The organism is Proteus sp. FZP2095, from assembly GCF_023701425.1.
GTDB classification, from domain to species: domain Bacteria; phylum Pseudomonadota; class Gammaproteobacteria; order Enterobacterales; family Enterobacteriaceae; genus Proteus; species Proteus cibarius.
In genome coordinates this window covers 650,164-673,336 of record NZ_JAMQBJ010000001.1, presented here as the reverse complement: position 1 = coordinate 673,336, position 23,173 = coordinate 650,164, and the positions used below count along the sequence as shown (strand labels likewise).

The following is a 23,173-nucleotide window of genomic DNA, read 5'->3' as shown; positions in this document are numbered from 1 at the left end:
CCACTATTGTCGTTCTATTTATGCTTAATCATTAGGATAAAAAAAAACTCACTAAGTCAAATTAACTTATCTTAGTCTATAAAATGTTAATTAATATTTAATATAAAATTTAAAACAGTATGGAAATAAGTTATTTTATTAATTTTAATACGTATAAAAAAACCACTTATAAAGTGGCTTTCTTTTTTATTTATTATTAGAAAGTTGCATTTTTAACCAAAAGCTTTGCTGACATAAATTAAAAAATTCTTTTCTATAAGGAGATATAGGTTTGTTATTCGATTCGACAATTTCCCAAGTGATCCAATGTTCTGGACATTGAGCGTCATTATCATAGTATTCTGTTTCTATCTCTTCTGTACATTTCAAAATGACACCATCAGGAAATAACCAAGTGTGGATTGCTCTGGTTATTTCTGTTAAGTCATCCAAAAGTTTCTGGGTACTTAAAATTTGATAGCTATCTTCTTGGTTTACAACTTGAGATATATACTTCGCTAACATCACCTTCTCTCTTGTTTTACTTTTTCTTATTTAATGTACCCACTATAAATTAGCCACTTTTTATTACTTTTGTTTTTCATCAAAAGCATCTGCCATAAGTAAAAATTTAGGCTCTGCTTTTGTATATGCATTAATCATAGGGACTAATCGCTGAAAATGTTCACTAGCACAATGCTCATCAAGTGCAGCATGATCAGGCCATTGTTCAACAAAGACAAAATGACCAGGATCTTTTTCATCAACGTATAGATTGTAGCTAATACAAAGAGGTTCTTTCTTAGTCGCCTCAACAAGTTCACGATAAAGAGGTAAAACAATTTCTATCGCTTCTGTTTTAATAAAATCTTCAGCTATCACTTTTAACATCGCATTTTCCTTACCGTAATTGATTGACAAAAACTGTATAAAAATACAGTTAAATGTAGTCTGATTAACGTAAGAGATCTACCCTATTTACATAAAAAAGCGCTTTTTTTTAAACAACAAAACTCCTCTAGCATCTCAGGCTATATCCTCTTTATCTTTCTTTAAACACTCAATTTCTAACCAATGCATAAATAGCTTTGCTTTGTGTATAAACGCCTCTATATCATCGCTTGGATTTATGCTTTCAGATAAAAGATAATTAATATTTTTATGTTACTCAGAGTAATTAGCCTCTAGTATTTTTACGTGATCCTTTAGTGTTTCAGGCCAATATTCATCTTTTTCACTACGCAAAATATTCACTGATCGAATTAATTTTCGAGCAATGGCTCTTTGTATATGACGCTTTTCAATAAGAAGATCTTTTTGGTATATTTGCTTAATATATCCCTCTATAACTTGAGCAAAATCACCATTGATTGCTAAAGCAATTTTTCTTGATGGAGCAAATGGCGAAAAATGTTGCGTCAAATCATCACCAAAAATACAACGACAGTGGTGTTTTAACCAATATCCCCAACTGTATAAATCATTTATTGAAGTGGTAAAAAAGTACCGTTTTAACCAGAAAGCAGTAAGCATCAAATATTTATCTTCTATATGAGTGAAAATATGCGTTTAAATAATGTGGATTCTCTTTATATAATAGCAATTCATTAAGTAAAGCAGAGAAGTGAGATTGGGGGTTAACGTGTGGCTTGAACAATTTGGTGTACTCAATATCTGGACATACCTTGCAGGCATGTTTTTTATTATTCTTGTTCCGGGCCCTAATACACTCTATGTGCTAAAAACAAGCGCATCAGGCGGTGTTCGAGATGGATATCGTGCTGCATTTGGTGTTTTCTTAGGTGATGCTATTTTAATTTTCCTCGCCTTTATTGGTGTTGCATCTGTAATAAAAGCCTCTCCTTTACTCTTTACTATTGTTCGCTTTTTAGGTGCTTTTTATCTTCTCTATTTGGGAATAAAAATTATTCATGCAACTTTTTTCTCCAAAAAAGTACATTCAGAACAAACAACAACTGTACAGAAACACGTTTTTAGAAAAGCACTTACATTAAGTATGACTAATCCTAAAGCGATTTTATTTTATATCTCATTTTTTGTTCAGTTTATCGATTTTAATTATGCACATACGGGATTATCTTATTTAATCTTAGCTTCCATGCTTGAAGCCTTTAGCTTTATCTATCTCTCTTTTCTGATATTTGGTGGTGTGGCCCTTGCTCGCTTCTTCGGCTCACGTAAAAATATCGCTAAACTAGGTAATGGTGTTATCGGGCTTTTCTTTATGGGATTTGCGACTAAATTAGCGACATTAACATCCTAAATTTTAGTAATTGACGCCTGATTAAGTCCTATACTGATTGCCAATTTCCTAGTAATGCAAAAATTTAATAGCCTTATTCAATTTATATAAGGCTATTACTTCTTACTTTTTACCACCTTGAAAGCGCATAACTGTAGTTATCTATATCGAAACCACCCTACCATCTGGTATCATTGTCGACTTATCAATTTTCTTGCCATAAATAACTTTGTTTTTCACACAACTTATCATTTGAGCCTATAAGATATTTTTTGATTTATCATGTTTTTAAGGTATCAAAACAGCGAAGAACAAAGCCTTGGTTAGCAAGTTACAGAATAATCAGCAACGATATAGAACCGTAAAAAATGAGCATCCCAAAAGAGCAGTATAATTTCAACAAACTACAAAAACGCTTACGCCGCGATGTTGGGCAAGCTATCGCTGACTTTAATATGATTGAAGATGGCGATAAAATCATGGTCTGCCTTTCTGGCGGTAAAGATAGCTACACGCTACTTTCTATCTTAATGAATCTGCAAAAAAGTGCGCCAATTAACTTTTCACTTATTGCAGTCAATTTAGACCAAAAACAACCTGGATTCCCTGAGCATATTCTACCTGAGTATTTAAATGAGCTTGGTGTGGAATATAAAATTGTTGAAGAGAATACCTATGGGATCGTTAAAGATATTATTCCTGAAGGTAAAACAACCTGCTCTTTATGCTCACGTTTACGTCGTGGTATTTTATATCGCACAGCAACAGAAGTTGGTGCAACTAAAATTGCTTTAGGCCACCATCGTGATGATATTTTAGAAACATTATTTTTAAATATGTTCTATGGTGGCAAGCTTAAAGGTATGCCACCTAAATTAATGAGTGATGATGGCAAACAAATCGTTATTCGTCCTCTAGCTTACGCTCGTGAAAAAGATATTGAGCGTTTCGCGCAAGCTAAACAATTCCCAATTATTCCATGCAATCTTTGTGGCTCACAACCTAATCTTCAGCGCCAAGTGATTAAAGAGATGCTAAGAGATTGGGATAAACGTTATCCTGGTCGTATTGAAACTATGTTTAGAGCAACTCAAAATATTGTCCCATCACATTTATGTGATACTCAATTATTCGATTTTGTGAATATCAAACATGGTGATGAAGTCATTAATGGTGGCGACTTAGCTTTTGATAAAGACGATATTCCCACCGTTCCAGTGATGTTCCAAGAAGAAGATGATGAACGTCCTGACTTTAGCCAAAATAAACTCGATATTGTTGAAGTGAAATAATGCACTATCTCCTAAGCCTTGCATTCGGGGCTTAGGATTTTTATGACTAAATAATATCCCACAGTAAATTTAAGCAAAAAAAAAACCGATGTTAATAAACATCGGTGTAATAATGGTCAATTATTCTGTATTAAGAACTCAATATGAGAAAAACTACAATTATGGAGCACAACGTTCATCGCTCAACGTTGTATTCACCTGCGAGAGTTATAATGCCAGATGTTCTATTTTAAAAAATTGATATATCTCAAACAGGGCTAGAGAATTCTTTTTAAATCCATTTAGTTACGATTAATTTGCTGAAAATTTACAACCATCTACTACGCTTTAACCACCAAGTAACAATCACAATCAAAACAAAGAGAGATAAACAAAAGATAGTAAAACCATAAGGAAACTCATTTCCGGGTATTCCACCTAAATTGACACCAAATAGCCCTGTTAGAAATGTTGTTGGTAAAAATAACATCGCCATTAGCGACATCGTATAAGTACGTCTATTCATCGCATCAGCCATCATTGATGTTATTTCGTCAGCAATCACCGCGGTACGAGAAATACTACTATCCAAATCCTCTAAACGTCGAGAAAGCCTTTCTGAAATTTCTAACATCGTAACTCTATCGCTATCACTCATCCACGGTAATTTCTCAATAGAGAGTCTTGAGAATACATCTCGCTGAGGCGCCATATAGCGACGTAAAACTATCAACTGCTTTCTTAATAATGCGAGTTCACCTCTCGCGGGTATTTGTTGGTCGAGGATCATATCTTCCAATTCAATTAATTGGTCATGTAGAGTCTCAACAAATTCGCCTATTTCATCAGTCACTGCATCAGCCATCGTAATTAGCCAATCACCACTATTTTCAGGACCATTACCTAGTTCTAAAGTATGAATAACAGAATCTACAGAATTAACTCTGCGGTGACGGCTTGAAACGATTGTTTGACTGTTAATATAAATTCTAAAAGCAACAAGCTCATCAGGTCGATCATTAGGATTATTATTAATTGTTTGCAGATTGATAACGATACCTTCACCAATGCGTTGTGCTTTTGGTCTGACGTTCTCTGCAAGCAATATATCTTTAGCAATAGGTGGAAGTAGCTCTGTCTCTTGTATCCATTGAGCACTTTGTGGTTTACGATAATCTAAGTGCACCCAGTATGGGTTTTCATTTGTTGCTACAGTCTCCGCTGTGATTTCTGTTGCGCCTCCATGCCCATTAAGTTGTGCTGTGTAAATAGCATCTGAATCTTGTATAACAGAGTCATTAATTGTTTTCACTTAGCTTCCTCCATAACTTTTGCTTTTTAAAGGTAATACTTGAACTCAATGCTCAACTGTCAAATATGATTGATCTACCTTCATTTTATAACGCTATGTTTTGAGCTGTTATTCTATACTTTTTTCTAGTTATCTGTATATCAACGCTATTTTTGTTTAATTCATCTAAAACTTCTATTTATCTTCATCACTTTAGGATTATTACACTAAATTAAATACTGATAGTTACGATAGGATATTAATACTTAGAGTAACAACAGGTAACTTATTTATAGGGAAAAAATTACCTGCTGTAATTTATAATAATTATCTGTCTGGTGTATACTAAATATTCTTTAATGCACTTATTGCACCCTAAAAATCAGGTCATCAATATGAAAAAATTTATCGCTATTCCTTTATTTTTGCTTTTAGCTGGATGCAATGATTCAACTTCAACTAAAAGTGCAAATACAACCCCAACTACGGGAACAACAAAAACGCTTCTAGTAGATTCACAACTGTATGATTGTGTTGGTGTGGCACCAATGAAGTGTATGAAGGTGAAAGAGTTACCTTCTGGCGAATGGTCGCTGTTCTATCAAAATATTGATGGTTTTGAATATAAAGCAGGTACTGAATACACATTAAAAGTTAATGTTACAGATATTCCTAACCCTCCAGCAGATGCACCAAGTGTGAAATATACACTGATTGAAGTTGTAGATAAGAAATAAAACGCCGCACTAAAATCTAGCTCACAATAGGTATTAAAACTTATTGTGAGTATTTTCACCTATTACACTCAATTTCCGCTACCTTCCATTTAAATAATAATGCCTCATTATATCACCACTTAAAATTATTAATAATTAGCTATTTATAATAATTTTATTCTTATTGAGTTTAAAAATAAGCACACAAACTTTTTTTAAGAGTAATTTCAATCAATTAATATTGAAATCAACATTTATTTTACTAAAAATAGCGTTCTACACATCAACATAGAAACCCTACAATGAATAAATCAGCCCTTATTTTAATTAGCTTTGCTTTATCTTATTCTTCTACATTACATGCCTATGATAAAACACATACCCTCTCTGCGGGTTATATTTACGGCAAAATAAAAAGTAACACAGCAAAAGGAGAGATAATCAGTTATCGATATGAAACAGAAAATACTTGGGGAATATTAATTTCTCTACTGCGTTTAAATACAAATCATAAAGAATATTTTATTGATCCTCGCTTTACTACACCATCAACAATAAAATACCGAACCAAAACCACAGGCCTATTAATCGGCCCAACTTATAGAATAACACCTGAAATTTCTGTTTATGCTCAATTGGGTCCTAATAAATTAAAATATCAAGAAGACAAACATCACCCTAAAATAAATACAACAGATTCTCATATTGTAAATACAACAAGTGTAATTGGTCAAATTGGCATCGATTATAATCCTGTTAAGAATATCTCGTTTAGCTTGGGCTATCTTTACTCTGATACCACAGCAAATAAGCGACATCTTGAATTAAGTGTTTTACAATTATCTCTAGGATTCCGTTTTTAGACGACTTTCTAATAAATATTGATAACCCGTAATTTTATTTAATAATAAAGAAAAATGAATAGATAGCTCTACTTTTAAGTGGCTCAAACACCATGATAAATACATTAGATTTTATTACAAGTAAGTATTTATATCTATAAATAAAGCAAGGCATAATATTTAACATCAAGCACATTGCACAATTAGTCAAAACAATGCCATAAAAATGTATTAACATAACTCTTGCAATGTTTATTCCTTTTGAGTCTCCTTCTGTTTTTATAACAGAGGGATTTTTTTGTTATAAATATTTTATTAATCACTGTAACAGTTAGATACAATAAAAAGCGTGCAAAGAAAGCCTTAAAAATATAATTTATATCCAGACAATAAATCACCCTGCTTTACTTTGCTACGCCCCTTTTTTAAAGGGGTTCTTTTTTTATTGATACTCTCTACTATCTTCTCATACTTCTTTATTTTTCTTATTATTGATACATGCCAACGTGTAAATCACAACACCTTTACATTCTATTTGTACATAAAATAAAAAAATGCCCCAAAATAGATATTAACTTTGAGGCATAATTTAAACTTTTAATTTAGTTTCTATGTTAGTGCTTCAGAATATAAAGCGTATGGCTATATGCAACATCTTCTGGATTCTTAATTGGGTAGCCTTTTAACCACGGCTTTATTAATCGCCCATTTGTATATTGATAAATAGGTGCTATTGGTGCATCTTCAGCAATTATTTGTTCAGCACGATTATACAAACTATTTCGCTCATTTGTATCAATAGCCATACTAGATAAGGTTAACACTTCATCATATTGCTTATTCTGATATTTAGAGATATTACCGGTGTGTTTAGAACCTAATAGGCTTAAAAAAGTAGAAGGCTCATTATAGTCACCAATCCATGATGCCCTTATAACATCAAAATCTCCTGAATTTCGGCTATCAATATATGTTTTCCATTCCTGATTACGTAATTCGACTTTCACTCCTAATTTTTTCTTCCACATAGAAGCAACTGCAATAGCAATTTTCTGATGATTCTCTGAATTATTGTATAGCAATGAGAGAGTTAATGGATTATGAGGGCCATATCCAGCTGCCGCTAACAAGATCTTAGCCTGACTGTCTAATTCATCTTGATTGTATTTATCATAAATTGTAGGTTCTGGGGTAAAGCCCGCCGTTACATCAGGTGTGAAACGGTTTGCTGATTTCTCCCCTGTTCCTAATACTTTATCAGTGATAATTTTTCTATCTATCGCCATCGCTAACGCTTTACGTACACGAATATCTTTTGTTGGCCCTGATTGAGTATTAAAAGCATAATAATAAGTTCCTAACTGGTCAGGAATATAAACCTCATTAGGAATATCTTTCATTAATTTATGATATAAATTTTTCGGGAACGACTCTGTAATATCAATATCACCAGCTAAATAACGTTTAGTCGCATGTGATTCATGATTAATAGGTACAAAAGTGACTTTAGTTAATACTGTATTTTTATGATCCCAATAATAAGGATTTGGCGTTAATACAATCTTCTCATTAACGACTCTGTCTTTTAAAACAAAAGCCCCATTTCCGACTAAATTGCCAACTTTGACCCACTCAGCGCCATGTTTTTCAATACTATGATGAGGTACAGGATATAACGAAAAATTAGTCGTCAAATTTGGAAAATAAGAAACTGGTCGTTCTAACGTAACTTTTAGTGTTTTTTCATCAATCGCTTCTACACCTAATGATGTTGGTTTTAATTCTCCATCAATAATTTTTTGTGCATTTTCAATCGATGCGAGTGAGGCATACCATGCAAAAGGTGAAAGATTTTTAGGGTCAACCAACCTTTGCCAACTATAGACAAAATCTGTGGCTGTTACTTTTTCACCATTAGACCATTTTGCATTATCACGTAAAGTGAAGATCCACACGCGATTATCTTCTGTGCGCCAACTCTGAGCAACTCCCGGAATGGGACGTCCATACTCATCTTCTATCGTCAACCCTTCAAACAAATCACGTTGCACTTGAGCTTCTGTTAACCCTACTGCATTAATAGGATCGAGTGATGCAGGCTCATCTTTTAAATGTCGAACTACTTCTTGCTTTTTATCGAGTATCGTTCCTGCAGGGACTACTGCCGCATTTACCTGTGATGTGAGCAATCCTTGAACGACAAGTGCACATGAGATGACGAATATTTTGCGCATGTCTGTTTCGTCCTGTAATCTGTATGAGAATGAACTGCACAATTATAAGAGCTTGATAAAAAGGCACAATCACTGATTACAAATATTTTATAAATTTTTATGTTTTTAGTGATGACTATGCCAATAGTGGCAAATTTTAATAAATTTTAATAATGGTTAAGCATTAACGAGAATTTTCGTTAATAATGAGTATTAATAACAGTTAGTCTGACAACTAATAAAGGAGAACAACAATGGCACATCAAGTTACTTTACAAGGAAATGCAGTGGCACTAGCGGGTAATTTCCCAGCAGTAGGCCAAAAAGCTGCAGATTTTTCTCTTGTTGGTAAAGATCTTAATGATGTTTCTTTAGCGAATTTTGCAGGTAAACGTAAAGTTCTAAATATTTTCCCAAGTGTAGATACCGGTGTTTGTGCTGCAAGTGTTCGCCAATTTAATAAAGTTGCAAATGAATTAAATAATACCGTTGTTTTATGTATTTCAGCTGATTTACCTTTTGCTCAAGCACGTTTTTGTGGCGCAGAAGGCTTAGACAACGTTGTGACATTATCTACAATGCGTGGTGCTGAATTCAAAGAAAATTACGGTGTTGCAATTGCATCAGGCCCATTAGCAGGCTTAACAAGCCGTGCTGTAATTGTTTTAGATGAAAATAACACCGTTATCTACACCCAGTTAGTTGATGAAATCACAACTGAACCAAATTATGATGATGCATTAAACGCATTAAAATAATACTGATAGAAAAATAGACGGGCATTATGCTCGTCTATTTTTATTATGCACAAAATCCTACAGCCAAATTAACCTTCAGACTTTTCGTTCTTTTTATTTGTTAGATTATATTCTCTCAGTTTATTGGCAATCGCTGTATGAGAAATACCTAAACGTTTTGCTAATTTCCGAGTACTTGGATAATCACGATATAAGCGCGTTAAAATTGAAGCCTCAAAGCGTTTTGTCATTTCATCTAATGAGCCTTCTAATAAATCCTCATCAAATAGAGCTTCATCTGTATGTTCAGGTAAAGTAATATCCTGAATTCGTAGAGTGTTTCCTACTAATTGCGCCATTGCTTGATAAACAGTATTTCTTAATTGGCGAACATTACCAGGCCAACCGTATTGCGTTAAATAAACTGATAACTCTGGTGATATTGCAGGTTTAGTTGCTTGCTGCTCAATGCAATATTGGTTAATAAAATGCATCGCTAACGGCATAATATCGGCTTTTCTTTCTCGCAACGGAGGTAGAGTTAAAGTTAATACATTCAGGCGATAATAAAGATCTTCTCTAAACAACCCTTTTTGTACCAATTCCCACAAATTTTTCTGCGTTGCACAAATAATGCGAACATTGACATTAACCTCGCGTTCCTCACCTACACGACGAAATGTCCCATCATTTAAAAAACGTAGAAGCTTAATTTGCATTTGAGGCGACATTTCACCAATCTCATCAAGTAAAACGGTTCCTCTGTCGGCCTGCTCGAAGAAACCTTTTTTTCCTTCAACAGCATTAGGGTAAGCTCCTGCAGCATAACCAAATAACTCACTTTCTACGACATCATCAGGCATTGAAGCACAATTGAGCCCCAAAAAAGGATTTCTAGCACGGGAACTAAGGAAATGACAGGCTTTAGCAAATAAATCTTTTCCTGTACCGGTATCTCCCACCAATAATAGTGGCGCATCCATTCTTGCCATTTTTTTGGCTCGTTCAACAAGTTGTTTCATTTGAGAACTAACAGCAATAATTTTCTCAAACTCATGATTATCACTGACAATTAATTTTGAATGATCATGAACAACATCTCGATATTTCAATAAAATAAGCGCACCAACACAATGATTAGATTGGTTATCATCTGCAAGTTTTATAGGTACTATTTCCATATCAAAATTTTGTTTTTTTAAATTGATAGGAATAATTTCAGCAGAAGGATCTTTTTGTTCTAACCAACGATGAATATTAAAACTAGGGATCAGTTGATTGAATGATTTCTCGCTATTATCGTTAGCATCCAATTCAAACAGTTGACGAGTTGCCGGATTTTGTAATTTTATTTGGCCTTTAATATTAATAGAAAAAACCGGAACTGGCACAGATTCTAGCAGTGTCCACATGGCTCGATGCTCTTGTTCTGATGGCATAAATGCAACCGTCCGAACATCGATAACACCATTTATTCGCCGTATTTCCGCCATTAGCGGTTGGAATATATCAAAATCAATCTGTGAAAAATTCAGGTAGATAAGGCCTATTGGAAATATTTCAATTCCACGTAAATCAATATTTTTTAATACTAGTAGATCTAATAATTCACGGGTTAACCCGATGCGATCTTCACAAGTGATCTCTAAACGCATTATAAACCTTCTTAATACTGAGTGACCCTGAACTGATTTTAGATATTATACATAAATATCAACCAAATAAAGAGCCTTGTCAGCAAAAGTTGACACCACTAGCATTTATTTTTACACAACTAAATTAATTTCCTGATTTTTAACCAAGATTATTTATGCTTTAAAAAGGCCAAATAAAGAAAATGAATAGGTTTTTATTATTTTTTTCAGTTCAAAATCGATAAGATATTCGACATCCTTGACTAAAGGGCTTAATTCTCGACGGATCACTTTTTTGATAGTTTTACATCCATTATCAAAACAGAAAAGGAGATATTCTAATGCATTTATTGCCTTTTCTTTCTTATCTGGCTCAGTTAGATATTCAAAAAATTGGGACATCTCTTTTATTTGAAATGACTTAGATTTCTTTTGATGTTGCCTCTTTTTTATCTCACAGATCGTTTCACTAAGGATAGGGATTAAAATACTAAGTTGATTATCAATATTTGAGACATTAAATGCCGAACTCAAATAGAGTTGACGCCTTTGTTTAGAAAGTTTTTTTATTACTGACATTTGTATTTCTTTCATATTTTAACCTAATTAGAAGGATTATTTATTAACCACTTTTCTATTTTTTATAAATAAAAAACTTCTCTATTTATTAAATAGCAAGTCGCTTACAAATTAGACATTTAAAAATATATTGAAAAAATAGCTTTGTGGTGCGTTTTTGAGATGGTATTTAACGCTATTTATCATACTAAACTCAATACTATTTTCTTTCAAAAAAGGAATATTATAAATAAAATTACAAACATTTCACTACAAGAGCACACATTAACATTTAAATACAATTAGTTATAAATTATCCTTTATCCATAATAACTTACTCTTTTTAAAATTTTTTATCACAATAATTTCTTATTGAAACAATACCTTCATTATCAATAAAATAATAAAAACACTTTATATTATTTAATGCCTTATTTTAAAATAATATCTTATTACTTCCTTCATTAGGGTTATTTTATATAAACAATACTTTTACCAATTTTTATACAAAAAAACCGCAGAAGGCTTCTACGGTTTTTATTTAAAATTGCTAAAAGGTAAGAATAATAATTTATTCCTTTTTCTTGCCACCAATTGTAGTTTTTAATTTTCCTATTAGCTCTTTTCTAAAATCGCCTAACTTAGGTTTATTATCATCAATCCACGGTAAAGGACGGCATAGTTCCATTGCTTTTATTCCTAAGCGTGCTGTTAGTAAACCGGCACCAATACCTTGAGCAGCTCTTGTTGATAATCGAGCTGCAAGATCTTGTGAAAGCCAGTCCATCCCGACTTCTCTAACCAGTTCTGTCGCACCCGCAAATGCAATATTAACCAGAACAAGACGAAAGAGTTTTAAACGACTATAGTAGCCTAATTCGATACCGTAAATCTCCGCTATGCGATTAATTAAACGAATATTACGCCAACCAATAAAGGCCATATCAACCATCGCCAGCGGACTAACCGCGATCATTAAGGTTGATTCAGCAGCAGAACGGCTAATTTCGGCTCTTGCTTGTTTATCTAAAATCGGTTGAACAAGTTGGCTATAAAGTTCTAATACCTCTTTATCATTATGTGTGTCATGTAATGCACTTTGCCAACGAATTAATGCTGGATGTTGAGAACTTATACCCGCTTGTTTAGCAAGTTTTTCACAAAATGGTCGACCATTTCCCATTGCATGGCTATAAAGTAATTCTTTTGCTTTATCTCTTTCATCTGCACGTTGGCGTAAACGATAAATACGACGCCACTCAGTTATAACTGATCCTATGCCAGCAACAACAATTAACCCCCCAGCACTAGCTGCACCTAATGCAATCCAATCAGAATTTATCCATGAGTCATAAATCCACTGTCCAGTTTGAGCAATAACACTAATCCCTAAAATAGTACTCGCAATCGTTAATAGCCGTTTCCAGACACTTTTTTTCGGTTTTAAAATTGATTGAACATCACCTTCTAATTGCCCTTCATTCTCTTCATCTAATTGTGGATCAATAGGTAAAAATTGCTCATTTTCATTAAAGCCAACACCTTTTTTCAAGATGACTTCTTCTTGAAGTATGGGCTCTTTAAAATCAATTCGCGATTTTAATGGCTCATTCATTTTAATTTATCCCCTAACAAGAATTCCATTGCACTATCCATACGAATATGAGGAACCGCACTATCTCGTGATATTTGCTGTGGTCTAAAAGATTCGAAACTAAAACCTTGTTTTTCCCAAAATGCTTTTTCTGGTAATCGCTTAGGAACCTCACCAGGGAAATACACCAAAGGTTTGTTATCGCTTAAACGAAAACCTTTTAATGCTGGAATTTTTTCACCGTGATGATCAACGATCCCACTTTCAGTCGCTGCAATAGAAGCGAGCCCCATGCAATCAATGCTGATCCCTTCAAAAATAGCATTTTGTTTAGCATCTTGAATAAGCTGTTGGAGCAATGACACTAAGTTTTCATGTTGATCAACAGTGATATGGTCAGCTTTTGTGGCTGCAAATAAAAGTTTATCGATACAAGGTGAAAATAAGCGTCTAAGTAAGGTTCTTTTTCCATAATGAAAACTGCGCATTAATTGTGTTAATGCTTGGCGCATATCATTAAAAACATCCGCTCCTTGATTTAAAGGTTGTAGGCAATCAACCAAAACAATTTGTCTATCAAATCCTTGGAAATGATCACGATAAAAGCCTTTTACCACATGCTGTCCGTAATATTCATAACGCTGTTTAAGCATGCCAATATTAGTACGTTTATCTGCGTTCTTTAATTTAGCAATATCATATTGTTGTAAATCAGCCCAAGGGAAAAACTGCAAAACAGGTGCTCCCGCTAATTCGCCTGGTAAAACAAAACGTCCTGGTTGAATAAAATGAAGCCCTTCTTTTTTACATGCTAATAAATAATCAGTGTAAGCAGAGGCAATATCAGCTAATAACGTTTCATCAGCTGGTGCAAAAGGATCACACTTTTTAAGAAGTAATTGCCAATTTTGTTCTGGTGATGTTCTTTGGCTATTGACCTTATTTATTTGCTCTGACCATTCAAAATAGTCTTGTTCGAGCATAGGTAAATCCAATAACCATTCGCCGGGATAATCAACAATTTCTAAATAAAGTGAAGATGTCTCTTTTATAAAACGTGTTAAAGATTCATTAGAACGATAACGAAGCTGTAAACGAATTTCACTAACCCCTTTAGTAGGAACAGGCCAACTTGGAGGCGTATGATAAAGCGATTCCATGCCTTCATCATAAGTAAAACGGGGAATATTTAAATTATGTTGAGGAATACGCTTTACACCTAGTAGCTGCTTATTTCGTGCTGCCGAAAATAGCGGTAAACGCGCCCCAGTGTGCACATTAATAAGTTGATTAACTAACGAGGTAATAAATGCTGTTTTACCACTTCGACTTAACCCAGTTACGGCCAAACGAAGATGTCTATCAACACCGCGATTAATAAAAGCTGTAAGTTCATTTTGTAGGCGTTTCATGTTTCTCCCAAGACACTTGACGCGATAGCTTATTAAAGCCTGCCTTAATAACAGGTTCAGCTATCAATAGAACCAGCCAACGTAGCGGTTTGCTACTTACTCGTTTTAATATACCGCCTGTAATTGCTGCTGGCCCAAATAAAGTGAATAACATTAACCCAAATGTTAACCCTTTTTTAGCTAGTTGGGTGAGTTTATTTGTTTTTAAAGAAACGAATACTTGATTAGAATTCACAATGCTCTCCTCAATCAAAAATTTTACTCTCTCATAATACAAGCGTTGAAAAGACAAACGAATTGAAAGAAAGACGCTCCTAAAATGGAGCGTCTTATCAGATTAAATGGCAAAAATATTACAAATCTCGAAAACGTTTATTTAGCTGATAAGTAGAAGAGGTAATATAACGTTCCATTTGTTGTAAACGTTTTTCACCTTGCATCAATTGGTTATCAACTCCGCTTAAAATTTCTTTTAAGCTCTCTTGCTGATCTTCACCTTGCTTGTAATTATCAGGAGCTGGCTCCATAAAGAAACTTAAGACAAGATAAGCAATAATAGTTAAACCGAAAAAGCCAGCAAACAGCGCAATCACCGCAATAACCCTGACAAGCAAAACAGGAATATTAAAATAATGGGCTAGGCCTGCACATACGCCACGGATCACGCCCTCTTGTGGCAAGCGATACAATTGTTTGCTCTGCATCGTCATTATGATTGCCTCCAGTTAGGATGTTCTGCATCAAGTATTTGTTCTAATGTCTTAATGCGCTCCTGCATTTGCTGAGCTTTATCCACCAGCGCGCTCAGTCGCTGCATTTCTTGTTGGGTTAGCTGAACATTACCTCCACCTTTCTGGCTGTTGTAATGCAACCACAGCCAGATAGGAAGAATAAACAAAATAAAAATGGTCAGTGGTATTCCCAGAAATATATAGCCCATTACATATCCTTTATAAGATGGTTATTACGCTTGCTGTTACTCTTTGTTGGTATTGATTTTAGCTTTTAATGCCGCTAATTGCGCGCTAATTTCATCATCAGCTTTTAATTCAGCAAACTGTTGGTCTAATGATTTCTCTTTACCTAACCCGTAACTTTGAGCTTCACCTTCCATATGATCAATGCGACGTTCAAACTGCTCAAAGCGCGCCATTGCTGCATCCATTTTGCCACTGTCTAATTGACGACGAACTTGGCGAGATGAGTTTGCTGCTTGATGACGCACAACTAAAGACTGCTGTTTTGCACGTGTTTCAGTCAGTTTGTTTTCTAATTCGCTAATTTCGCCTTTTAAACGAGTTAACGTTTCATCAATAATAATTAGCTCGTGTTTTAATGTGTCATTAACTGACGCTACACGTTGTTTTTCGATTAATGCTGCACGAGCTAAATCTTCTTTTTCCTTAATAAGAGCCAGCTCTGCTTTATCCTGCCAATCTTTCATCTGTTTTTCAGCTTGTTCGATACGGCGCTCTAATCCTTTCTTTTCAGCTAAAGTACGTGCAGAAGTTGTACGAATTTCAACTAACATATCTTCCATTTCTTGGATCATTAAGCGGATCATTTTCTCAGGATCTTCCGCTTTATCTAATAAAGAAGCGATGTTGGCATTAATAATGTCAGCAAAACGTGAAAATATACCCATGATGTCATCCTTAATAGCTATGCTAATTAGTAACGTTGAATTATTTCAATAATGGCGTACTGTCGTAACGCCTGCATACTTTTATTAATACAATTTGCGTGCCAACTTTTGAAATTCACTTAACTTATTAATAATTGGTGATTTATATTACTCGCCTATTTTTCGAACACCTGATAAACTGGCAAAAAACACCTCAATATGGTGGATTTAACCAATGAATGAAAATTTAGAGACAATAATCGGCGTTGATAGTCAATTTATTGATGTATTAGAACAAACTTCAGCACTTGCTCAATTAAAAAAGCCTGTATTAATTATTGGTGAAAGAGGTACAGGTAAAGAGTTGATCGCTCATCGATTACACTATCTTGCTCCTTGGTGGCAAGGGCCTTTTATTTCAATCAACTGCTCTGCACTTAATGATAATTTACTTGATTCTGAACTGTTTGGTCATGAAGCTGGTGCTTTTACGGGCGCTAAAAATCGTCATCAAGGCCGTTTTGAGCGTGCTGATGGCGGTTCTCTTTTTCTTGATGAACTGGCGACAGCGCCTATGCTTGTACAAGAAAAGCTCTTACGCGTCATTGAGTATGGTCATTTAGAGCGTGTTGGAGGCAGTCAATCTCTACATGTTGATGTTAGGCTTATTTGCGCGACAAATGCAGATTTACCCGCAATGGCAGAAGAAGGTAAATTTCGAGCCGATTTACTCGATAGATTGGCGTTTGATGTGATTAGGCTCCCCCCATTAAGAGAGCGACGTGCAGATATTATGTTGCTTGCTGAAAATTTCGCTATCTCAATGTGCCAAGAGTTAGGTTTACCCTTCTTTCCTGGTTTTAGTGATAATGCCTGCCAAGTACTTTTAGATTATTCGTGGCCAGGTAATATTCGTGAGCTAAAAAATGTTGTTGAACGTTCAGTTTATCGTCATGGAACCAGTGATAATGTACTCAATAATATTATTATTGATCCCTTTGCTGGACTTCAAACACCAAAAACACCCATATTAAAAAACTCACCTAAAGAAAATTTTTCAATACCTACATTACCGTTGAATTTACGCCAATGGCAAAATGATGTAGAAAAAAAATTAGTAAATGAAGCATTAAAAGAGTGTTTATATAACCAGAAAGAGGCGGCTGAAAAATTATCACTAAGCTACGATCAATTTAGAGGGCTAATTAAAAAACATCAAATAGTAACTTAATATATTGATAAATTTAGTTTTTTAAATCACTAGAGAATCTAGTAAACAATAGACAAAAAAAAAGCCAGCACCCGAGCTGGCTAGTAAAAAATACTGGAAGCAATGTGAGCAATGTCGTGCCCTTGACGGAAAACCTCTTACCGACAAAGGACAATACGGATGATAATCTTTATCATTAGCGTTTGTAAAGCATTTTATTGAGAATTTTTCTCACTTTGTTTTTTGGACTATTTGGGGATAGAAAGTTTTTTAAGTTACAATAGCAAAATCGTTTCTCTAAAAGACATTATTTATGCGCCCTATTTTATTTATTGGTACTTTGCTACTCACCTTTACAAGTGCAACTTGTATCGCGGATGTAGCACCCAAAACACAAGCGCCATCTATAACGCTTGAGCCAATTCCAATTAATCAAAATGGCTTTGTTTATTGTGTTGATGGCAGTGTAAATACCTTTAATCCACAATTATCAAGTAGTGGATTAATTATTGATCCTCTAGCTGCACAGCTCTATGACCGTCTTTTAGATGTTGACCCTTACACTTATCGATTGATCCCTGAAATCGCAGCTCGATGGGAAACATTAGATAACGGCGCGACCTACCGCTTTTATTTACGTAAAAATGTCTCTTTTCAACAAACATCTTGGTTTACACCAACACGAAAACTTACCGCTGATGATGTTATTTTTAGTTTTGAAAGGATGATTAATCCACAAAATTCTTTCAATCAAGTTAATGGCGGTAAATATCCCTATTTTGACAGCTTAAGTTTTGCCAATAATATCAAATCAATAAAAAGACTAGGCCAATACACTGTAGAATTTAGCTTAAAAGAGCCTGACGCTTCTTTTCTATGGCATTTAGCAACACATTACGCCCCTATTCTTTCTGCTGAATACGCACAGAATTTAGAAAAATCAGGCGATCAATCGCTGCTTGATTGGAAACCAGTAGGAACAGGTCCTTTCTTTCTAGATGAATATCAACCGGGACAATTTGTTCGTTTATTTAGAAATAAAGATTACTGGAAAGGCCAACCAAAGATGCAACAGATTGTTATTGATATGGGTGCAGGTGGTACAGGCCGTATATCTAAATTACTCACGGGTGAATGTGATGTTCTAGCCTATCCAGCTGCTAGCCAATTAAAAGTCTTACGTGACGATCCGCGACTAAGATTAACGTTGCGTTCTGGTATGAACATCGCTTATTTAGCCTTTAACACCAGTAAACCCCCCCTCAATAATCTTAAAGTTCGTCAAGCTATTGCTTATGCCATTAATAATGAACGTTTAATGGAATCTATTTATTATGGTACGGCTGAAACGGCAGCATCAGTACTTCCTCGTGCATCTTGGGCTTATGATAACCGAGCAAAAATTACAGAGTATAACCCTGAGAAATCGAAACAAATCCTTAAAGAGCTAGGCCTTGATGGACTGAAATTAAATCTTTGGGTACCTAGCGCTTCGCAATCTTATAACCCAAGCCCATTAAAAATGGCTGAACTTATTCAAGCAGACTTAGCGCAAGTTGGTATTCAAATGAATATTCGGCCTATTGAAGGTCGATATCAAGAAACGAGCATGATGGATCGCACCCATGATATGACCCTATCTGGTTGGTCAACTGACAGTAACGATCCCGATAGTTTTTTCCGTCCTCTCTTTAGCTGTGCAGCCATTGGCTCACAAACTAACTTGAGTCATTGGTGTTTACCTAGCTTTGATGATATTTTAAAAAAAGCGCTTTATAGTCAGCAACTTGCTTCAAGGATGGATTATTATCATGAAGCTCAGGATGTTCTTGCTCAAGAGTTACCGGTGTTACCTTTAGCTAATTCTTTACGTATGCAAGCATATCGTTATGATATTAAAGGATTGGTATTAAGTACTTTTGGTAATGCATCTTTTGCTGGAGTTTATCGAGAGGCAGAAGTAGACGAACAAAATCACAAGAAAGAGGCTATAAAATAATCCATGATTATTTATTCAATACGTCGATTACTTTTATTACTTGTGACACTGTTCTTTTTGTCGCTAGTGAGCTTTAGCTTGAGCTATTACACGCCCAATGCCCCGTTAAGTGGTGCATCACTCACAGATGCCTACTTTTTTTATGCCCATAATATGATCCACTTTGATTTTGGTATTTCCTCTATCAATGGTGAACCTATAAAAGCACAATTAGTGGAAGCACTTCCAGCAACCATGGAGCTTTGTACATTAGCCTTTCTTTTTGCCCTTATTGTAGGTATTCCTGCTGGTATTATTGCAGGGGTTTGGCGTAATAAATCCGCTGATATTATTATCAGTAACTTCGCACTCTTAGGTTTTTCTGTCCCTGTATTTGGACTTGCATTGCTGTTAACTCTTTTCTTCTCATTAAAGTTAGGTTGGCTACCTGTTTCAGGTCGCATTGATTTGCTTTATAACTTACAACCTATTACAGGTATTGCATTAGTGGATGCATGGTTATCTGATTCACCTTATCGTCAACAAATGATCATGAACGTATTGCAGCATCTGATTTTACCCGTTATCACGCTGGCTATTGCACCAACCACTGAAGTTATCCGATTAATGCGTAACAGTACTGAAGAAATTATGTCAGAAAATTACGTGAAGGCAGCTGCAACTCGGGGCCTCTCACGTTTTACAATTATTCGTCGTCATATTCTTCATAATGCATTACCCCCTATCATCCCTAAATTAGGCTTACAGTTCTCTACCATGCTTACACTCACTATGGTGACAGAAATTGTATTTAACTGGCCAGGGCTTGGTCGTTGGTTAGTCACAGCAATCCGCCAACAAGATTATTCTGCAATTTCAGCTGGCGTAATGTTGGTGGGTTCAATGGTCATTATTGTCAACGTCTTATCCGATATTGTGGGTGCAATGAGCAACCCAATGAAACACAAGGTGGGATATGCCTTTAGATAGCCAATTTTATAAAGAGAAAAAAACACCCACACCCGCAGCGGTGATTTGGCAATGTTTTTCTAAAGATGTTATCTCAATGGTAGGGTTTTATGGCGTTCTTTTTCTCTTAGCACTCAGTATTATAGGCCCTTATATTGCGCCTTATGCGCTTGATCAACAGTTCTTTGGCCATCAACTAACGCCACCGTCTTGGTATCAAAACGGCAATGTCTCCTATTTTTTTGGTACAGATGATCTAGGACGCGATGTATTTAGCCGAATTTTAATTGGTACAAGCATGACCTTTGGTGGCGCATTTATTGTCACTTTTGCAGCGACCCTAATGGGGTTAATTATCGGCTGTTTTGCAGGTATGTCCCATGGCTTAAAATCCGCCATTCTTAATCATATATTAGACACTTTGTTATCAATTCCATCCCTGCTGCTTGCTATTATTGTTGTGGCTTTTGTAGGAACAAGTCTTGGTCATGCCATGATAGCGATTTGGTTGGCGCTGTTACCTCGTTTAGTCAGAATGATTTACTCTGCTGTTAATGATGAATTAAACAAAGAGTATGTGATTGCTTCTCGACTTGATGGTGCATCAAACATTTCCATTTTATGGTACACCGTATTACCGAATATCACGCCTGTATTAGTTTCTGAATTAACACGTGCATTCTCAATTGCTATTCTTGATATTACAGCATTAGGTTTTCTTAATTTAGGTGCTCAACTTCCTTCACCCGAATGGGGAGCGATGTTAGGCGATTCCTTAGAGTTAATTTATGTTGCTCCTTGGACAGTCTTAATTCCGGGCGCCACTATTATGATAAGCGTTTTACTGGTGAACCTTTTAGGTGATGGTTTACAGCGTGCAATAAATGAGGGAGTTGAATAATGCCTTTATTAGACATACGCAATTTAACCATTGAATTTATGACTCCCGATGGCCCAGTAAAAGCGGTAGATCGTGTTTCTATTACCTTAAATGAAGGTGAAGTGAGAGGCCTTGTTGGCGAGTCGGGATCAGGTAAAAGCTTAATTGCAAAAGCGATTTGTGGCGTTACGAAAGATAATATCAGTGTGACCGCCGATCGTTTCCGTTTTGATGATATTGACTTACTTAAATTATCACCAAGAGCAAGGCGTCGTGTCATTGGCCATAATATCTCAATGATTTTCCAAGAGCCACAATCTTGTCTTGATCCCGCCACAAAAATTGAGCAACAGCTTATACAAGCAATTCCTGGCTGGACTTTTAAAGGACATTGGTGGCAACGATTTCATTGGCGAAAACGCCGCGCAATTGAACTATTGCACCGTGTGGGTATTAAAGATCATAAAGACATTATGCGTAGTTATCCTTATGAATTAACTGAGGGTGAATGCCAAAAAGTGATGATTGCTATTGCTATTGCAAATCAACCTCGATTACTGATTGCGGATGAGCCTACTAACGCAATGGAACCCGCAACACAGACCCAAATCTTTCGTTTACTGACTCGACTCAATCAAAATAATAATATGACCATTTTGTTGATTAGCCATGATTTGCAATGGATGAGCAAATTGGCGAATAAAATTACGGTTATGTATTGTGGGCAAACTGTCGAAACAGCATCCCCTGACGAGTTGCTAGTAACACCTTATCATCCTTATACTCAAGCGTTGATCCGCTCTATTCCTGACTTCACCAACTCATTGACACATAAGAGCCGCTTAAATACATTACCTGGTGCAATCCCCTCACTTGAGCACTTACCAGTGGGTTGCCGTTTAGGGCCTCGTTGCCCTTATGCACAGCGGCAATGTATTGAAGCACCTCGGTTACGTTTATTTAAAAACCATGCCGTGGCTTGTCATTTTCCATTAAATGTGGAGCCAACTGATGTTCGATAAACTGCTTGAGGTGAAAAACCTGTCAAAGACATTTCGCTATCGTACTGGATTATTTCGGCGTCAACAGTTAGAAGCCGTCAAACCTGTGAGTTTTACGCTAGAACCCAAGCAAACTTTAGCCATTATTGGCGCTAATGGTTCAGGAAAATCTACACTCGCGAGAATGCTATCAGGTGTAACTGAACCTACGGGTGGTGATATTTTTATTAATGGGCATCAACTCACTTTTGGTGATTACCCTTATCGTAGTCAGCGAATTAGAATGATATTTCAAGATCCCACTAACTCATTAAACCCACGACAGCGTATTGGTCAAACATTAGAAATCCCTTTACGCCTGAATACAGACTTAAGTGCAATTGAGCGTGAGAAACGAATTTATCAAACATTACGTCAAGTGGGTCTTTTACCTGAACATGCAAACTATTATCCTCATATGTTTGCATCAGGCCAGCGCCAACGAATTGCGCTTGCACGAGCATTAATATTACAACCTCAAGTTATTATTGCCGATGAAGCTATAGCTTCGCTGGATATGTCTTTGCGCTCACAAATTATAAATTTGATGTTAGAACTGCAAGAGACTCATAATATTGCCTATATTTATGTGACACAAAACTTAGGCATGACAAAACATATTAGCGATAAAATTATTGTGATGGATAATGGTGAAGTCGTTGAACGTGGCAATACAGCGGAAGTTCTTGCATCGCCATTACATGAAGTTACACGAAGATTAGTCGCAAGTCACTTTGGTGAAGCCTTAACAGCAGAAGCTTGGCGTCAAGATTTAACTTAAGTGTAAACAATATAAGCATAATGTTAATTGCACATTATTTCGCCCTTTTCCCTTAACTCCTCGGAGGTGCTAGGGAAATTAAACAAATTTACAAATGTCGTGGTAGAATCAGCCACGTTTATTAACAATAAGCGTGATAACCTAACAGATAAATAAAACTGTGAATGATGTTATTATCGCG

General features: G+C 35.6%; 24 protein-coding genes. 11 read left to right on the top strand and 13 right to left on the bottom strand.

Translation table 11 applies throughout. The features are described from left to right. Positions 1–186: 186 nt before the first annotated feature. The 3 genes from NBG71_RS03180 to NBG71_RS03170 all read right to left on the bottom strand — a co-directional run bounded on the left by NBG71_RS03180 (position 187) and on the right by NBG71_RS03170 (position 1,512). The gene (locus tag NBG71_RS03180) at positions 187–504 is read right to left on the bottom strand and encodes a hypothetical protein (protein ID WP_075672136.1); all 318 of its coding nucleotides are present in this window, start codon (positions 502–504) and stop codon (positions 187–189) included. Between the two features lie 63 nt (positions 505–567). Beyond that, a complete protein-coding gene (locus NBG71_RS03175; RefSeq protein WP_075672138.1) occupies positions 568–870 on the bottom strand; it encodes a putative quinol monooxygenase in 303 nt (100 codons plus the stop codon). Between the two features lie 273 nt (positions 871–1,143). Continuing rightward, positions 1,144–1,512: a hypothetical protein gene (locus NBG71_RS03170; RefSeq protein WP_191902035.1), complete on the bottom strand. Its 369-nt coding sequence runs from the start codon at positions 1,510–1,512 to the stop codon at positions 1,144–1,146. 109 nt (positions 1,513–1,621) lie between these two features. Here NBG71_RS03170 and leuE point away from each other — a divergent pair, with 109 nt between their 5' ends. Together leuE and ttcA are read left to right on the top strand one after the other, a co-directional pair. Continuing rightward, complete coding sequence (gene leuE, locus NBG71_RS03165; RefSeq protein ID WP_083629078.1) at positions 1,622–2,263, top strand: leucine efflux protein LeuE; 642 nt, start codon at positions 1,622–1,624, stop codon at positions 2,261–2,263. A 347-nt stretch (positions 2,264–2,610) separates the two neighbouring features. Further along, positions 2,611–3,534 carry a tRNA 2-thiocytidine(32) synthetase TtcA gene (ttcA, locus tag NBG71_RS03160; protein ID WP_075672144.1) on the top strand — a complete coding sequence of 308 codons (924 nt, stop codon included), beginning with the start codon at positions 2,611–2,613 and terminating at the stop codon, positions 3,532–3,534. A 307-nt stretch (positions 3,535–3,841) separates the two neighbouring features. On the opposite strand, the gene zntB is transcribed toward ttcA, so the two are convergent. After that, positions 3,842–4,825 (bottom strand): zinc transporter ZntB, encoded by a 984-nt coding sequence (gene zntB / locus NBG71_RS03155; RefSeq protein WP_075672146.1) that lies wholly within the window; start codon positions 4,823–4,825, stop codon positions 3,842–3,844. Positions 4,826–5,199: 374 nt separating this feature from the next. Between zntB and NBG71_RS03150 the strand changes: the two genes are divergently transcribed. Beyond that, the gene (locus tag NBG71_RS03150; RefSeq protein ID WP_075672148.1) at positions 5,200–5,541 is read left to right on the top strand and encodes a DUF4377 domain-containing protein; all 342 of its coding nucleotides are present in this window, start codon (positions 5,200–5,202) and stop codon (positions 5,539–5,541) included. 281 nt (positions 5,542–5,822) lie between these two features. Next, a complete protein-coding gene (locus NBG71_RS03145) occupies positions 5,823–6,383 on the top strand; it encodes an Ail/Lom family outer membrane beta-barrel protein (protein WP_191902034.1) in 561 nt (186 codons plus the stop codon). A gap of 593 nt (positions 6,384–6,976) precedes the next feature. Here the strand turns inward: NBG71_RS03145 and NBG71_RS03140 are convergent. Then, positions 6,977–8,596, bottom strand: a complete 1,620-nt coding sequence (locus NBG71_RS03140) for a peptide ABC transporter substrate-binding protein (protein ID WP_075672153.1) — start codon at positions 8,594–8,596, stop codon at positions 6,977–6,979. 233 nt (positions 8,597–8,829) lie between these two features. Between NBG71_RS03140 and tpx the strand changes: the two genes are divergently transcribed. Continuing rightward, on the top strand, positions 8,830–9,333 hold the full coding sequence (gene tpx, locus NBG71_RS03135) for a thiol peroxidase (RefSeq protein WP_099659684.1): 504 nt from the start codon (positions 8,830–8,832) through the stop codon (positions 9,331–9,333). A 68-nt stretch (positions 9,334–9,401) separates the two neighbouring features. Here tpx and tyrR read toward each other — a convergent pair whose 3' ends face one another. From tyrR to pspA, 8 genes are all read right to left on the bottom strand, one after another. Continuing rightward, on the bottom strand, positions 9,402–10,967 hold the full coding sequence (tyrR, locus tag NBG71_RS03130) for a transcriptional regulator TyrR (RefSeq protein ID WP_075672157.1): 1,566 nt from the start codon (positions 10,965–10,967) through the stop codon (positions 9,402–9,404). Positions 10,968–11,120: 153 nt separating this feature from the next. Continuing rightward, positions 11,121–11,540 (bottom strand): hypothetical protein, encoded by a 420-nt coding sequence (locus tag NBG71_RS03125; RefSeq protein WP_083629079.1) that lies wholly within the window; start codon positions 11,538–11,540, stop codon positions 11,121–11,123. A 535-nt stretch (positions 11,541–12,075) separates the two neighbouring features. Next, a complete protein-coding gene (locus NBG71_RS03120; protein WP_075672159.1) occupies positions 12,076–13,119 on the bottom strand; it encodes a YcjF family protein in 1,044 nt (347 codons plus the stop codon). Further along, positions 13,116–14,510, bottom strand: a complete 1,395-nt coding sequence (locus NBG71_RS03115; protein ID WP_075672161.1) for a YcjX family GTP-binding protein — start codon at positions 14,508–14,510, stop codon at positions 13,116–13,118. Before NBG71_RS03115 ends, NBG71_RS03120 begins: the two co-directional genes overlap by 4 nt. Next, entirely contained in the window at positions 14,491–14,745 is a 255-nt protein-coding gene (locus tag NBG71_RS03110) for a phage shock protein PspD (protein WP_223672449.1), read from the bottom strand. Before NBG71_RS03110 ends, NBG71_RS03115 begins: the two co-directional genes overlap by 20 nt. Positions 14,746–14,863: 118 nt before the next feature. Continuing rightward, the gene (gene pspC, locus NBG71_RS03105; RefSeq protein ID WP_075672163.1) at positions 14,864–15,220 is read right to left on the bottom strand and encodes an envelope stress response membrane protein PspC; all 357 of its coding nucleotides are present in this window, start codon (positions 15,218–15,220) and stop codon (positions 14,864–14,866) included. Beyond that, the gene (gene pspB, locus NBG71_RS03100; RefSeq protein ID WP_069369279.1) at positions 15,220–15,450 is read right to left on the bottom strand and encodes an envelope stress response membrane protein PspB; all 231 of its coding nucleotides are present in this window, start codon (positions 15,448–15,450) and stop codon (positions 15,220–15,222) included. The genes pspC and pspB overlap by 1 nt, the downstream gene beginning before the upstream one ends. A gap of 36 nt (positions 15,451–15,486) precedes the next feature. Then, positions 15,487–16,155 (bottom strand): phage shock protein PspA, encoded by a 669-nt coding sequence (pspA, locus tag NBG71_RS03095; RefSeq protein WP_075672165.1) that lies wholly within the window; start codon positions 16,153–16,155, stop codon positions 15,487–15,489. A 214-nt stretch (positions 16,156–16,369) separates the two neighbouring features. Between pspA and pspF the strand changes: the two genes are divergently transcribed. From pspF to sapF, 6 genes are all read left to right on the top strand, one after another. Beyond that, positions 16,370–17,365: a phage shock protein operon transcriptional activator gene (gene pspF / locus NBG71_RS03090; RefSeq protein WP_099659682.1), complete on the top strand. Its 996-nt coding sequence runs from the start codon at positions 16,370–16,372 to the stop codon at positions 17,363–17,365. Between the two features lie 292 nt (positions 17,366–17,657). Further along, entirely contained in the window at positions 17,658–19,343 is a 1,686-nt protein-coding gene (sapA, locus tag NBG71_RS03085) for an ABC transporter substrate-binding protein SapA (RefSeq protein ID WP_099659681.1), read from the top strand. A gap of 3 nt (positions 19,344–19,346) precedes the next feature. After that, positions 19,347–20,312: a putrescine export ABC transporter permease SapB gene (gene sapB, locus NBG71_RS03080; protein ID WP_075672193.1), complete on the top strand. Its 966-nt coding sequence runs from the start codon at positions 19,347–19,349 to the stop codon at positions 20,310–20,312. Then, positions 20,299–21,192, top strand: a complete 894-nt coding sequence (sapC, locus tag NBG71_RS03075; RefSeq protein ID WP_075672171.1) for a putrescine export ABC transporter permease SapC — start codon at positions 20,299–20,301, stop codon at positions 21,190–21,192. Before sapB ends, sapC begins: the two co-directional genes overlap by 14 nt. Next, positions 21,192–22,193 carry a putrescine export ABC transporter ATP-binding protein SapD gene (sapD, locus tag NBG71_RS03070; protein WP_075672173.1) on the top strand — a complete coding sequence of 334 codons (1,002 nt, stop codon included), beginning with the start codon at positions 21,192–21,194 and terminating at the stop codon, positions 22,191–22,193. Before sapC ends, sapD begins: the two co-directional genes overlap by 1 nt. After that, the gene (gene sapF / locus NBG71_RS03065) at positions 22,183–22,992 is read left to right on the top strand and encodes a putrescine export ABC transporter ATP-binding protein SapF (RefSeq protein WP_075672175.1); all 810 of its coding nucleotides are present in this window, start codon (positions 22,183–22,185) and stop codon (positions 22,990–22,992) included. The genes sapD and sapF overlap by 11 nt, the downstream gene beginning before the upstream one ends. The last annotated feature ends 181 nt before the right edge of the window (positions 22,993–23,173 follow it).

Bases quoted from the DNA above. Each gene is read 5' to 3' on its own strand.
- pspF (WP_099659682.1), top strand. From the start codon at position 16,370: ATGAATGAAAATTTAGAGACAATAATCGGCGTTGATAGTCAATTTATT.
- NBG71_RS03170 (WP_191902035.1), bottom strand. From the start codon at position 1,512: ATGCTTACTGCTTTCTGGTTAAAACGGTACTTTTTTACCACTTCAATA.
- sapD (WP_075672173.1), top strand. From the start codon at position 21,192: ATGCCTTTATTAGACATACGCAATTTAACCATTGAATTTATGACTCCC.
- NBG71_RS03180 (WP_075672136.1), bottom strand. From the start codon at position 504: ATGTTAGCGAAGTATATATCTCAAGTTGTAAACCAAGAAGATAGCTAT.
- NBG71_RS03175 (WP_075672138.1), bottom strand. From the start codon at position 870: ATGTTAAAAGTGATAGCTGAAGATTTTATTAAAACAGAAGCGATAGAA.
- NBG71_RS03145 (WP_191902034.1), top strand. From the start codon at position 5,823: ATGAATAAATCAGCCCTTATTTTAATTAGCTTTGCTTTATCTTATTCT.
- tyrR (WP_075672157.1), bottom strand. From the start codon at position 10,967: ATGCGTTTAGAGATCACTTGTGAAGATCGCATCGGGTTAACCCGTGAA.
- tpx (WP_099659684.1), top strand. From the start codon at position 8,830: ATGGCACATCAAGTTACTTTACAAGGAAATGCAGTGGCACTAGCGGGT.
- NBG71_RS03125 (WP_083629079.1), bottom strand. From the start codon at position 11,540: ATGAAAGAAATACAAATGTCAGTAATAAAAAAACTTTCTAAACAAAGG.
- NBG71_RS03120 (WP_075672159.1), bottom strand. From the start codon at position 13,119: ATGAATGAGCCATTAAAATCGCGAATTGATTTTAAAGAGCCCATACTT.
- sapA (WP_099659681.1), top strand. From the start codon at position 17,658: ATGCGCCCTATTTTATTTATTGGTACTTTGCTACTCACCTTTACAAGT.
- NBG71_RS03150 (WP_075672148.1), top strand. From the start codon at position 5,200: ATGAAAAAATTTATCGCTATTCCTTTATTTTTGCTTTTAGCTGGATGC.
- NBG71_RS03140 (WP_075672153.1), bottom strand. From the start codon at position 8,596: ATGCGCAAAATATTCGTCATCTCATGTGCACTTGTCGTTCAAGGATTG.
- pspA (WP_075672165.1), bottom strand. From the start codon at position 16,155: ATGGGTATATTTTCACGTTTTGCTGACATTATTAATGCCAACATCGCT.
- sapB (WP_075672193.1), top strand. From the start codon at position 19,347: ATGATTATTTATTCAATACGTCGATTACTTTTATTACTTGTGACACTG.
- sapF (WP_075672175.1), top strand. From the start codon at position 22,183: ATGTTCGATAAACTGCTTGAGGTGAAAAACCTGTCAAAGACATTTCGC.
- pspB (WP_069369279.1), bottom strand. From the start codon at position 15,450: ATGGGCTATATATTTCTGGGAATACCACTGACCATTTTTATTTTGTTT.
- ttcA (WP_075672144.1), top strand. From the start codon at position 2,611: ATGAGCATCCCAAAAGAGCAGTATAATTTCAACAAACTACAAAAACGC.
- sapC (WP_075672171.1), top strand. From the start codon at position 20,299: ATGCCTTTAGATAGCCAATTTTATAAAGAGAAAAAAACACCCACACCC.
- NBG71_RS03115 (WP_075672161.1), bottom strand. From the start codon at position 14,510: ATGAAACGCCTACAAAATGAACTTACAGCTTTTATTAATCGCGGTGTT.
- pspC (WP_075672163.1), bottom strand. From the start codon at position 15,220: ATGACGATGCAGAGCAAACAATTGTATCGCTTGCCACAAGAGGGCGTG.